This window comes from Deltaproteobacteria bacterium (assembly GCA_017302835.1).
Lineage (GTDB): Bacteria > Bdellovibrionota > Bdellovibrionia > Bdellovibrionales > Bdellovibrionaceae > UBA2316.
Genome location: JAFLCC010000011.1, coordinates 39,575 through 52,997 on the forward strand (window position 1 = coordinate 39,575; position 13,423 = coordinate 52,997).

Genomic DNA, 13,423 nt, shown 5'->3' on the forward strand with positions numbered 1-13,423 from the left:
GGATCATGATCCAAAATTGCAGATTAAATTAAAGATATAATCTTTAATCCCGTAATTTTTCCAGAAAGATCTTTTTTTAACAGCCAAGAAAAGAGGGGTAAAATAATAATTCCCGTTAGCAGAATTAGCAAGGTTCTAAAGATCACTCTTAGGGGGTAGAAAAGTTGTAACCTTTCATGGTATTTTCCTAACCGGATATTAAATGTTTTTTCACCCAATGTGTGACCTAAATAGGCTCTCAATAAAACAAGGTAACAAAATTGAAACCAAACAAAAACCAAAATGAAAACGCCAAGAAATTGATTTAAATCACCTTTAAGTTTCATGATGAGTATAGAAAAAGAACTCAAAAATAAAGTCATTCCAAGAACAATTAATCCATCAACAATAGCACTCAATACCTGAAACTCTACCAGCTTCCGTCCCTGACGTTTTCGAGCGCCACCTAAAAAACCCAGCCTCTGAACTGGCCCCAGATCAAAACCATCAAAAGAATCCCGGCTTTGCTCTCTATTTCTTGGCACCCTCTGAGGCTCTCTAACAATCTCCATACAAAATTCCCACAATCAAAAGTTATCTTACGACCGGAGGCACTGAACTTCCATTTCCTTTAGGTACACTAGGATCTATTTGTGTTTCGCTAGCAGGAGGTGGTGGATCATTTCTTGGTGGATTGTTCGGCAGTGTCGGCGGCGTAACCACCGTCGGACTTCCGGGATCCACGGGCGGAACGGGATCCTCATATTTTGGAGCCGGGGTTTGGATCGGTTTTTTCTTATCTTTTTCGCAAATCCATTTTTCTGCCAAACATAATCCGCCAGCACCAAGAGCAAACAGGCTCAACCAGTTTAATCCACTCATTTCACAACCTTTATTGAATGGATTAAATGGAGAGAATAAAGAAGAACATCCAGCCTCTTCAGCAATTGAACCGCCAGCAGTTGCTGTTTCAGATGTTTCTCCAGCCACGGCGGCAGCCGGTCTATCATTCTTTTTGCAGGTATTGAACTTCGATGAATCTTGAATAAATCCTTTATTTGGGTCGCATACACATCTGCTTTCTTCCTCAATCCACTTTGCAGAGGTTAAAGGGTTCCAATCTTTACAACTTTTATCAATGAATTCACCAGTAACGGCTTGATTCTCGGGGTCTAAGAGATTTTGAATATCAAGTGCTCTTTTTAATAAAGCGTTGCAGGCTTCATTTTGTTTTGCGGGATCATCATTATTTGCTGTTGATCTCGTATTGTTTGTCTGTTTTCTTAATTTATGGTTGTACTTATGTTCATCACCAGGTTTTGGATCATCGGTAGTGTAAGGTTTTCCATCTGATTTGACACAAACGTTCATTGCTGACTTAATATAATCGGTTAATGGAATTATTAATTCACTACTAACCTGATTCCAAAGAACCATATTTTTGGTGGTCAATTTTCCACCCTTTTCTTCAATTAAGTTTGGGTCGATATTTGTATTATTCGCTTCATTTATTTTTTTTATCCATCCATTTAAGAAGTTCTTTTTATCATCAAGGGTACTTAGGCTACTCCCCTTATCGCAAACTCCACCAGGGTGGGTTGCTGATTGAAGGTCATGGCTCTTAGTATTAATACAAACAGGTGAACCATCAGACTTAATATAAGTTGTTGCTTGACAAGCAATCCAGGTTTTATTTTTACCAGTATCATGGTTGCTTCCCTGACACTTCTTAGATTCAGGGGTATTAAAAACTTCGATATTACTTGAAAATTTGCAACTTTGACCAACCCATTCAGCAGCGTATCCAGCCACAATACAGCTAGGCCCTTTTCTAGTACCTTCGATTTCATCTTTACCTAAGAATCTCTCCTTTTTTAGGTCCGTGACTGTTTTAATAATTCCTCTTTGATTCTTCTGTTCTTCATCCAATTGAGCACTTGTTCTTGCTTCAGCTTCCCTTCTTAGACTTGTATCTTTAGCCTCCGCAAAAGCATCGGAGCCGAAAAATAATTGCGAATAAAAATCCTGAGGTTCTTTATTAGGGATGGAAACCACTTTAAACTCCGGGATACTATAAACTTTATAGGAAGCTTCCAAAAGCTCACGGTATCTTAAAAAGTAGTGGGCTTTCTGAATATTTGTAAGTTTACTCCATTGTTGTTTCGTAGGCGTAAAACTTTTTGCAAAAATATTTTTCTTAAAGTTGCTGTACCCCTTTTTAATGAAAGAGAAATGTCCGATTTTCTTGTTTAGACTTTCATTGTTCTGAAAATCATTTGCTCTTAATAGAACTCCGTTGATTTTTAGAAGTTCACCTCCATTTAATAAGTATTCAATAACTACTTGCTCCCCTTGAATACGAGTTATTAGCTTTAAGGCATTTCTACCTTTGTAATTAAATTCTTGAATTTTCATTTCTGGAAAAGTTTCACTATTAAAGGCAGAAAAAAGATAACTCAAATCCTTTTTCAACTTCTCCTGGAATCGAGGACTTACATTTTTCCAAACTTCAGTATAAGATTTTGCAGTTTCAATTTTGCTTGATTTAAAAAAAGTTTTCAGTTGTTCGATCTTGGGGTTTACTTCGGAATTGGATTTGGCAAAGATGGAGGGGGTGAAAATGAGGGTGGAAGTGATAATGCCGGATGCTAACGAATTTAGAAAGTTTGTTTTCATAATATCCTCTTTGAATAAACTTTATTCATTTTATATCTAAAGGTTCGGAATATAATGATAAAACTTTAAAAGAATCTTAGAATGAGACTATGGTCCGGCGATGGTTAGGGTATCAAATGAAGAATCCTCTTTTATAATTAAGCTTAAATTTTTAGCCCAATGATCATCGTCATTTAAGGAGGAAAGATAGTCCAGTTGGAGTCCCCCATGTTCTAGAAATAATTTTTTATTTTCAATTTTTATTTCTTCAAGAGTTTCCAAGCAGTCCGTTACAAAGGCAGGACATAAGACCAAGATTCTTTTTATTTGATGATCTTGGGCGGCTGTCTTAAGAAAAATATCTGTATAGGGCTCAATCCATTTGCTGCGTCCTAATCTGGATTGAAAACTTGTTTCCATTTTAAGTTTTGGTGGCAACTTACCTGATTTTTTTAGAGAATTCAGAATTAAATTAGTGGTTTGAAAACACTGGGCCCTGTAACAGTTGTTATCTGCATTGTCTGAATTTAAACAACAACTGGAGTTAAATTGGCAAAAATGATTTTTGGCGAGTTGGGATTCTGGCAAACCATGATAGGAAAACAAAAGTAAATCGTATTGAGCCAAATCAATGGACTGAAATTTCTGAGTCCAGGTTTCTATAAAAAGACGATGCTTCCAAAAAGGTTTTAATACTTTTATTGTTTTTCCTGTAAGAGAAATTGAGTTTTTCTTTGATTGATCTTTAACTTCAGAAATAAACTTTTGGGTCGAGGAAAGTGTACTTGATTCCGCATATTGGGGGTAGAGTGGAGCTAGATAGATAGAGTCATATTGCGATAGGTTTGAAATCGATTTTTGTAAGGATGGATTTTGATATCGCATCCCTAAGGAGATATCAAAATCTTCAAGGTGTTTAAGGAGTTTAGTTTTTAAATCTAAGGTAAGACTTAACAAAGGAGAACCTCGATCGGTCCAAATAGTTTTATATTTTTCAGCAGACTTAGCAGGTCGAAATAAAGATATAATTCCATAGACCAATAAGAATCGGAATATAAAGGGAATTTGTATAACAAAAGGATCCATCAAAAATTCTCTTAAATACCGCCTTACATCCCTTACGGAGGTTGAAGCTGGAGAACCTATATTATTGAGGATGAGAAGTTTTTTTTTCATTTTTGAGATAGCCTTTCACTAACGTATGGTTTCTTTCATGAATTCCAGAAAGACCAATAACTCCAAGATAATTACCTGTTAGATTCTTTAATGACTGAGAATTTACTTCTAATACTTTGGACAACTCAAGGTCATAGAGTGGTAGGACCTCTTGCCATCGGATAATAACATAATTATCAATTTCAAAATCAGCATTGAGAGGACCAAAAAGCCGTTTTCGATCTTGAATGATCATATCAAGGATTTGCTGATCAGAAAAGTGAACATAGTCAGGGTGCTCACTGCCGCCTAGAATCCAGCTTTCATTGTATTTTCCACGAAAGTTAAAAATTTTGGTATTAGCTAAAACCCCAAGGGAGAAAAAACTTTCATTTTCAGGAAATAAAACACCAAAACCATCGAGTTCTGTGGATTTTTTAAAGGAGAGAGTGACTCTTAAGAGACTGATTTTTTGAAGTTTTGATTTTGTAGTTAAATTGAAAAAAGAAGAATTTAATGAAGTTGCTAAAAAAGTATTATGTTCCAATTTATTTAAAGAAATCTGTTCAGTTGAAAACTGAGGTTTAAATTGAACATTCGCTTTAAGTAAATATTCCTTCAATTTAGTTATTACCTCTTTCATCCCTCCTTTGGCACTAACAAGACCGCGATAAGTCCCCTTTTCTTTCTTGAAAAAGAGCGAACCTAGAACAAGTCTTGCTGATAATTTAGAAGTGTTGGCAGCAAAAATTCCGTAGACCATGGGTTGAATGAGGTATTGATTCACTTCAGGAGTGAGGCAACGAAAACACCAATCTCTAAGATTCTCGTTGGGAAAAGGTTTGAACTGCCAAGTAACTAAAGATTTTAAAGCCTTAAGAAGGGCTTTAACTGTTTCACTTAAGGTTAAGGGCCAAGTCTTTAAACCCTGCCGATAGATAAATTTCTTTCTAGATTCTTTGTTGGCTAGCAATAACTCGCAGCCAATATCCATAAAAAGAGCTTCAATTTTTTTAGAGCAAAGAAACCCATTTGCTGCTGTCTCGATAAGCATTTCCTTTGAAAAATAGGAATCAATCACCCCACCCACTTGATTTTCTTTTTCATAAATCACCACGGGGTAGCCTTCTTTAACAAAAAAATAGGCTAGGGATAATCCAGAAAACCCCGCTCCGATAATCTGAATGGGGTCTTTATTCATTAAATACTTGGTTGAAAGTTCTGAGAACTGATGAGGTTTTTTTTCTTCTGCCATATTTATTATATCGATTGTGAAAAAATCCTTGTCTGGGGTTGAGAGCGCATCAGTCTTTTATCAAAAAACAAGGCAGCATTTCTTAGGAAAGGCTTTCCTGCTTCAAGAACTTTTATTTTACTGTCCTTAATTTCAATCAGTCGATCTTGGATCATTTCCTTGAGAAAAACCTCAGCTTCGATAACTTCTTCAGCGGACAAAGGCACCTCAAACTGAGTCATGATTTTTAAGATCTTTTCGCGCTGGAGTGTATCTTCTTCTGTTAGGATATGTCCACGGAGGGATGGAATTTGATGTTTGTTTACCTTTTGCTCGTAGAGGTTAAGAACCTTTTCATTTTGATGAAATGAAAAGGGCGTTTCGGAAATAGAGCTGACACCTAGACCTAATAAGAGATCCGTCTTTTGATCCGTGTAACCCATAAAATTGCGATGGAGTTTTTTATTTTGGGCCTGAATAAACAAAGCATCCGTCGCTAAAGCAAAATGATCCATGCCTATTTCTTTGTAACCATTTGCCAATAAGGTATGCCTGGCAATTTCATATAATTTTCTTTTGTCCTCGCCCTTGGGAAGGTCTTCATCTTTGAATAGTTTTTGTTGGGGCTTTATCCAAGGAACGATAGCTAAACTATATAAAGCGATCCGGTCAGGTTTTAAACCCACAGTTAACTCTGCCGACTTTTGAATACTTTCAGGAGTCTGTTTAGCTAAACCGTATATTAAATCAAAATTTACGGATTCATACCCAAGCTCTCGAGCTGTGTCTGTTACAAACTTGGTTTTTTCGTAGGGCTGAATGCGATTCACTAATCTTTGCACTTCCGGATCAAAATCTTGAACGCCTAAACTGATCCGGTTAAAACCCAAGCCTCGTAATACTTCTAACTGATCTCGATGGGTTCGGCGCGGGTCAACTTCTATGGCTCCTTCAAAATCCTCAGGAGCCTTCTTGATTTTATTAAAAATCCCCTCGGCTAATTGCTTTAAGGAATTGGCACTAAAAAAAGTTGGCGAACCTCCACCCAAATGAATTTGTTTAAGAGGGATTTTTTTTAAATCAGGAGCTTTTTCAAGATAATAATCGAATTCTTTAAGCAAGGTCTGGACATAGGGAAACTCCTTCGAATGATCTTTGGTGATGGAGGTATTGCAACCACAAAAAGTACAAAGGGTTTCACAAAATGGCATATGAATGTACAAAGACCAACTAGCCTTGTTTAAGGCTAAGGTTTTTTGAATATGTTGAATCCATTCCTCCTCTGTGGGCGAGGTGTCCCAGTATGGAACCGTGGGGTAGCTGGTATAACGTGGAGCTGGAATATCATATTTTTGAATTAGATTTTGACTCATACAAAAACTTCTTTCCTGACGATCTCGATAAATTTATGCACATTTTTTTCTGGCGTATGGGGTAAGACTCCATGACCTAGACCACAAACCCAACGAGCTCTGTCTTTTTCGGGTAGATCTTTAAAAGGCTTTAAGTAGTTTTTTAATGATTTTTCAAATTCGGAGGGCTCTTGATGAAGCAAGGCTTGATCAAAATTTCCTTGCACAAAAAAATGATTTTTGTAAGTCGTATTTAAATTTTTAAGCAAGGATGGTAAATTCCATCGATGATCAAAACCCAGTCCAGCCCAGGGGGCATTGAAAAATTCCTTGGTAAAATAACCGCCCATGGTACCTTTTGAGTAATAACCCAACTTATGAGGAAACAGACCAGCTAAAGTGAGTAACTGGGGCATAATTAATTGTTGATAAAGAATGGGATCAATTTCACCAGCAGCCGTATCAAAAACCATCACCACCTCGGCTCCTCCTTCTAGTTGAAGCTCAATATTCTTTTTTAAAAGTGGCATCAGGTGCTCACAAAATTGAGTGTAAAGTGGCAAATACTTTTTTGATAAGGTTAGGTTTCCTTTGTGTGAACCCTCTACGGCATAAACAAATAAAGTCCATGGACCACCGACAAATCCAATCAAAGATTTATTTTCAGGAAGTTTTTTTCGAGTTAGCTCCAGGGCTTTCTTTTGAAACATCAGGCTTGGCCAAGCCTCGTTAAAAGGAATTAATTTTTTGATCGAATCGGGGGTCAAATGTATTCCCAACTTTGGACCCTCATCAGTGTACTCTAGACCTAAGCCTAAAGACTGAAGTGGAAACAACAAGTCACTAAATAAGATAGCGACATCAAAATCAAAATCCATGATGGGTCCCATGGCCACTTCTGCTGCTAAATCAGGGAGTTTGCACAAATCCATAAAGGAATTTTTTTTTCTCAACGCCTGGTAATGGCTATGATACCTGCCTGCTTGCCGCATAAACCATATTGGCGGTGTCGTTTGTGATTGAGCTTTGATCGCATTACTAAATAATGAGTTCATAAATCCTCCCTTATCCACTGGTAACCAACACCACGAATATTTCTGATGATGGTTTCATTTTCAAGTCCTAATACTTTTTTGATTCTCACGATAGCATTATCTACGGTTCTTAAATTGGGATTTTTGTCTTCACCCCAAACAAAATCCATAATCTCGTCCCTGGAAACTGGCTGAGGAGATCGACTCACGAGTAGTTCTAACACCTTCATGTCAGAGGCTGCCGGGTATTCCATTTGGCCATTATCTTTTTTGATGAGCAACTGATTAAAATCGATGGTGATATTTTTTATAATTAACTGATTTACTTTTGGATGAGAATCCAGCACATGCTTAACTCGGATAAGTAACTCTTTTAAGTGAAAGGGTTTGGGTATATACTCCTCGGCCCCAAGTTCATAACCACGTAATCGATTTTGAGCATCACCTTGAGCTGTCAAAAAAATAAAATTTGTCTTTTGATTTAAAAGTTTTTTTTCAGCAATTTGAAAGCCACTCCCGTCGGGAAGATTCACATCTAAGATAACCAAATCGAAAATTTTCTTATTTAAAAAATCCAGGGCTGTTTTCTCTGTTTTAGCCCAATCCACTAAATATTCTTTTTCAAGTCTTTCCTTTAGGGTCTCGCCAAGACTGACATCATCCTCAACTAACAGAATTTCTTTTTGATTGGTTTTCATGTGTTCAGTACTTTCATAAATTTATCTCTTTCATAAACTTAGCTCGATGATAAATTCTATTTGCTTGCCATTAAGGGCAGCGATCAAATCACCTTTGATTTTCTTAAGTATTTGATAGCTTAAACTTAGGCCTAGGCCCGTCGTTTTTTGGAGATTTAATCTGGAAAAAAAAGATTTCTTAAATTGAGGAAGAACCTCGCAACCTATACCGTTATCTACAACTTTAATCCTGATTTTATTCCCTGAGCTTTCTGTTTTTAGGCTAATGGTATCCGCTTGACCGTGAATAATGGCATTTTGTATTAAGTTCCTTAAAATACAGACCAAAGATCTTTTATCTGAAAACACCTCGATATCTTTGTTGAGCTCAAAAGAAACATCAGGAAAATCAGCGCGAATTAAAAATAAAATTTCCGAAAATAAAAATCTTTCATAGATAAATTTTAAATTATCAATTTGTGCTAACCACAAAGAATTTTCTAACTGAAGGTCTAGTTTGTTGATGTCTTTAACAATTCGTTGCAGGATTTTGTTTTTGCTAAAACTTTCATCCTCCCTTAAGACATCGGATTGCAGCCTAAGTCTGGCTATGGAAGTTTTAAGATCATGGGAAAAAATAGAAAAAAAAGATCTGAGGGCTTTGTTTTTTTCATTATCTTGATAAAGGAAATAAATAAGAAAAAATCCACCCAGAATGATAGCACACAAAAAGAAGCTCCCCTCCCAAAATAACATGCGTCTTCTGGATTCAAGCTCCGAAGGGGAATAGGGTTTGGCTAATTCAGCCATCCCATAAAACCACCACCAGCCCACCATTGAGGAAGTAAAAATAAGCCAAAGTGAAGAAAGAATCAGTTTGATCTTCATAGACCTAAACAGTACTCAATTTTTTGGATGCTTTCATCCAAAATTTCGTCATTGTGAGCCATAGATATAAAACCAACTTCATAGGCATTCGGTGCTAAATAAACACCTTCCTGCAGTAAATTTAAAAATAACTTTTTAAAAGAAACTTGTTGGTTCTTTGGAATTTGGGAAATGCTTCGAATGGGTTCATCACTTTTTTCATGTATCCAAAAGAGAGACCCATACTGAGAGATCTCCAAATGATGAGCAGAAAGAAGAGGCGTTAGTTTTTTAGAAAAATAATTTCCTTTTTCCTTTAACACATTCCATCCGTTAAGCTTTTTCATTTTTTTAAGAGTCACCAAGCCCGCCCTCATACCAACAGGGTTTGCCGATAACGTCCCTGCCTGATAAACAGAACCAAGGGGGGCCACAAGGTCCAAAATTTCTTTTCTTCCCCCATAGCAACCAACAGGAAATCCTCCACCAATTATCTTTCCATAGCAAACTAAATCGGGTTTTAGATCTAAGACCCCGCACATTCCTTTGAGATCCACACGAAAACCACTAATCACTTCATCAGCAATAAAAACACTTTTATTTTTCTTGCAAAGGTCTTGGATTTTTTGCAAGAACTCGTTTCTTTGTACCAATAGGCCGTAATTTGCAGGAAGAGGTTCTATAATAACCGCGGCTATTTCAGGACCCCATTTTAAAAATAAGTTTTCTAACTCGACCTCGTCGTCAAGTTTGCAAACTAAGGTTTCATGGGCGACAGCCTCGCTCACTCCTGAAGAAGAAGCTGAAGACTCGCCAGCAAGCCCACTACCCGCCTTGACTAATAAGGAATCCACATGGCCGTGATAACAGCCATCAAATTTAATCACCTTGGATCTTCCTGTATAAGCGCGGGCCAAACGAAGAGCTGACATCACGGCTTCGGTACCACTGGAAACAAATCGTAATTTTTCAACAAAGGGAATATGGGATGTGATAAACTCAGCCAGCTCCAAGGAGTAAGGTTCACAGGCTCCAAAGCTCCATGCGGTATCAACCATTTTATGAACTTCTTCTTTAACTTCTGGATCTAAGTGTCCTAAAATAAGAGGTCCAAAGCTTTGACAAAAATCAATATAGTTTTTCCCTTCAACGCTTGTTAAAATAGCCCCATTGGCCTTCGAAAAAAAAATGGGAGAACGATCTAGACCCTTAAAAGATCTTACTGGAGAGTGAACCCCTCCCGGAGAAACTTTTTTAGCTCGTATAAATAACTCGTCAGATGAATCACCAAATGATTCGTTAGCGGTAATTTTTTCCATTACTGATTTTCCTTTTTTGATAGCCAATCTTCATAGTTAAAGCAGGGAATTATATGATCCTTAGGAAGAAAGTTCCTCAATGTATCCAAAGTGCTCCCGAGACCACAGGAATGAAATTTGTTCTTAATTTCGGGATACATTTGATAATATTTTTTAAAAAGCTCTCCATGACTCCAGTAATAAAATTCAACACTTGGGTCATAATGTAAATCCTTATCTTGATAGGAAATAGCATAGGCTGGACATTTTGTGGCCCAGGAACTTTCTTTTCCCTGGGCGTGAGTTATCTTAATCCATTTTATTTTTTGATCTAAATTTTGATCAAAATATGAAGAACTCAAATAGGAAATTTCTGGAGGCTGCTCTTCCCCGAGGGAATCAAAAGATCCACAGACCCAGTGTCCAGACTTAGCTAATTTTTTCCAAGTTGAAACACCACTGGTCCATAAAATATCAGTGTCCCGCAGCCCCTGAATATTTTCATCTTTAGTGATAAAAATAAAACGGGTCTTATTTTTATCACTAAAGTCTTTATAAAAAGAATCTAAGTCATAGGAAAGTGGCTGAATTTTTTTTTCACTTTGAGCATGGGGTGCTAAAAATTTGCCATTTAACTTGCCATTGAAGGCACTAGTTAAATTGCCAGATAAACCAGTTGATTTTTGAGTTAATTTTTCAGAAGGCATCAACGTCGTTTCATTTAAAACATGCCCCGTGTCTGTCAGGCCTTTTAAGAAAAGAACTTGTTCATTTTGTTTATTAAGGATTGAAATACCTATTTTTTGATGGCAACCACCGCCATATTTTTTTAAGATATTTCTTTCTAAAGAAGTATTATGATACGCTCTTTGGTTGTTTATTTTTTGTAATAATTCATGAACCTCTGGACGATCCTTCGCAATTTCAATGGCCAGCGCCCCTTGTGCTGCTGCCGTGGGATTTTGACTCAAGGGAATCACTTGAAATAGCAATTCAGCCAAACACTGCTTAAGATAATTACGTGTCTCTTGAAATTCCTTTTCCTCTGTCGAAATGAGTCTATCTAGAGCGGCTTTGGCAACAATAAGGCCATCGATTTCAGGATCTGAGGATTCCATTAATTTTCTAACCCTTGTTTGAACATTACCACGAACTGGTAAAAAATGAAGTGGCTCAACCTTCCAAGGGAGTGACCATGAAAAAAAACTTTCTAAATTATAAATTCGCCGCGGAGAAGAGGTAAAAATAGTTATTTTTTTTTTACCATGTGATGTTCTTTTAAAAAGCAAAACATCCCGAGGATCTTCTCGATCAAGGGTTGCCGAAATAAAGGTTTTTTCCTTGTCTTCGATGGGTAGATCCTTCCATGAATGGACTACCATATCTACTTTATGAAGAGCTAAATCCTGATAAAAATCTTCGGTAAAGACTCCTTTTTCAGGCATTTTCCAAAGCGGGTCCTTCAAGTTGATATCCCCTAAAGAATCCCTAAAGTGATACTTGATTTGCAAGGAAGGATAAGCATTCAACAGAGCGGCTCCCACTTTGTAGGCTTGGAGTCTGGCTAAATCACTTTTTCTAGAGGCTATGGTCAGAGGCTTTAAAAAAGGCAGGTCCTTGTTAGGCACAAATATCATCCCATCCCCAGGGATAAAGTTGAACTTTCTTGCCAAATTTTTCAATCATTTTAGAAATTTCAATCTGAACTATCTTGATTTTTTCATTTAGAGTTTCTTCTGATTCAGCAAGGGTATTTTTAATATCACTTAAATGAAAATAATTTTCTTTTTTAATTTCGCTTTCATCGTTAATAGGCAATTCGACGCCACCACGCCAGTCCACAACTTTATGAATAGCAAGACCTCTATCTTTCAGACTTTTCATAAAACTTTCTAGTTCTTTATGAGTCAGAGGTGCGGCAATGACTAAGTTAATCCTACCCGAATAAGAAATGGCACTCATATCATTGATAAGGACCTGAGAAAAATCCTGAAACTCTGGATCTATTTTTTTCTGAAGGTCCCTGACAACCAAGTACTTTGAGGGAATTTGAGTGAGCCACGGGGCCATTTCCCGAGCTAATTGCCCTTTTCCAATCACCAATAAAGGGTTTTGTTTATCTAGTAGTTTTCTGGTTAAAGATCCGTAACTTTGAGATCCCCAGTTTTTAATATGTTTTTCTCTTAAAAACTTACAGTCTTGAATCAATTGGCTGAAGACTTGGTCTAGAAAACTGGAGGACTCTAAATTTTTTAATTTAAATTGTTCATAAAATAATTTAAATTGACCAAAAATTTCCGTTTCTCCCTTGATATTAGACTTGAGACCCGAAATGACTTCTAAAATAAACTGATAGGCTTTCTGGTTTTCAAAGATATCAAAATTATCATTTTTATTAGACTGGCTTGCTTGAAGTTCACAAAGCAGATCACCAACCGTGCTGTCAAATCGAGTCGTATCATAAAAATAGATTTTACGAAGACAGGTCTCAAAAAGAACAAAGGAGGAACCTAGGGCCGATAACTTATTTAGTTCTAAGTTTCTTAGCTCTAAGCTAATATTTGATGTCTTACAATAATGAATAATACCAAATCGTTCCACTCTTTAAAATATAGATGAAAAGACAAATAGAAGTGTCATCGAAATGTCATATGCCACAGTAAGCTAATAGGATTTCATATCATTTTGAGACAGTTATTCATAAACGTCAGACTGCGAGACCTCTGCTTAATTCTTGGACTTCTTAAGATAATCAAAAGCTATCGCGTAATTTAATATTTGTTTCAACATAGCGACAAAACCATTTGCCCGCGAAGGAGAGAGATGGTTTTTTAAACCCATCTTATCAAAAAAATGAAGTGGCGTAGTTAAAACTTCCCCAGGAGCTTCGTCATTAAACAACTCCAAAAGAATGGCCACTAGCCCTTTGACAATAAGGGCATCGCTATCGCCTTGGAGAACCATCTTCCCCGTTTTTTCATCCAGCTTTGCAGCTAACCAAACTTGGGACTGACAACCTTTGATGATATGATTCTCTGTCTTTAAATCCGTTGGCATTTCAGCCAGCAGCTTCCCTTTGTTAATGATTCTTTTATATTTTTCTTCCCAATCCAATTCATTCGGAAATTCTAAGAGCAATTTGTTGATTTTATTTGTTAAACTCATTTTGTTT

At 36.9% G+C, this 13,423-nt stretch carries 12 protein-coding genes; all 12 read right to left on the minus strand.

Going from position 1 to position 13,423, the window contains the following annotated elements:
* Window positions 1–23: 23 nt before the first annotated feature.
* Window positions 24–551: an RDD family protein gene (locus J0M15_12520; protein MBN8537870.1), complete on the minus strand. Its 528-nt coding sequence runs from the start codon at window positions 549–551 to the stop codon at window positions 24–26.
* A 22-nt stretch (window positions 552–573) separates the two neighbouring features.
* A complete protein-coding gene (locus J0M15_12525; GenBank protein ID MBN8537871.1) occupies window positions 574–2,655 on the minus strand; it encodes a hypothetical protein in 2,082 nt (693 codons plus the stop codon).
* Between the two features lie 87 nt (window positions 2,656–2,742).
* Window positions 2,743–3,810: a ferrochelatase gene (gene hemH, locus J0M15_12530; GenBank protein ID MBN8537872.1), complete on the minus strand. Its 1,068-nt coding sequence runs from the start codon at window positions 3,808–3,810 to the stop codon at window positions 2,743–2,745.
* Complete coding sequence (locus J0M15_12535; protein MBN8537873.1) at window positions 3,782–5,044, minus strand: NAD(P)-binding protein; 1,263 nt, start codon at window positions 5,042–5,044, stop codon at window positions 3,782–3,784. The genes hemH and J0M15_12535 overlap by 29 nt, the downstream gene beginning before the upstream one ends.
* Before the next feature lie 5 nt (window positions 5,045–5,049).
* Window positions 5,050–6,396, minus strand: a complete 1,347-nt coding sequence (hemN, locus tag J0M15_12540) for an oxygen-independent coproporphyrinogen III oxidase (protein MBN8537874.1) — start codon at window positions 6,394–6,396, stop codon at window positions 5,050–5,052.
* Window positions 6,393–7,430 carry a uroporphyrinogen decarboxylase gene (locus J0M15_12545; protein MBN8537875.1) on the minus strand — a complete coding sequence of 346 codons (1,038 nt, stop codon included), beginning with the start codon at window positions 7,428–7,430 and terminating at the stop codon, window positions 6,393–6,395. Before J0M15_12545 ends, hemN begins: the two co-directional genes overlap by 4 nt.
* Window positions 7,427–8,107, minus strand: a complete 681-nt coding sequence (locus J0M15_12550) for a response regulator transcription factor (protein ID MBN8537876.1) — start codon at window positions 8,105–8,107, stop codon at window positions 7,427–7,429. The genes J0M15_12545 and J0M15_12550 overlap by 4 nt, the downstream gene beginning before the upstream one ends.
* A gap of 30 nt (window positions 8,108–8,137) precedes the next feature.
* A complete protein-coding gene (locus J0M15_12555; protein ID MBN8537877.1) occupies window positions 8,138–8,974 on the minus strand; it encodes a HAMP domain-containing histidine kinase in 837 nt (278 codons plus the stop codon).
* Window positions 8,971–10,272 (minus strand): glutamate-1-semialdehyde 2,1-aminomutase, encoded by a 1,302-nt coding sequence (locus tag J0M15_12560; GenBank protein ID MBN8537878.1) that lies wholly within the window; start codon window positions 10,270–10,272, stop codon window positions 8,971–8,973. Before J0M15_12560 ends, J0M15_12555 begins: the two co-directional genes overlap by 4 nt.
* Window positions 10,272–11,888 carry a hydroxymethylbilane synthase gene (hemC, locus tag J0M15_12565; GenBank protein MBN8537879.1) on the minus strand — a complete coding sequence of 539 codons (1,617 nt, stop codon included), beginning with the start codon at window positions 11,886–11,888 and terminating at the stop codon, window positions 10,272–10,274. Before hemC ends, J0M15_12560 begins: the two co-directional genes overlap by 1 nt.
* Window positions 11,872–12,852: a hypothetical protein gene (locus J0M15_12570; protein MBN8537880.1), complete on the minus strand. Its 981-nt coding sequence runs from the start codon at window positions 12,850–12,852 to the stop codon at window positions 11,872–11,874. The genes hemC and J0M15_12570 overlap by 17 nt, the downstream gene beginning before the upstream one ends.
* 126 nt (window positions 12,853–12,978) lie before the next feature.
* Window positions 12,979–13,416 (minus strand): SufE family protein, encoded by a 438-nt coding sequence (locus J0M15_12575; GenBank protein ID MBN8537881.1) that lies wholly within the window; start codon window positions 13,414–13,416, stop codon window positions 12,979–12,981.
* Window positions 13,417–13,423 lie beyond the last annotated feature (7 nt).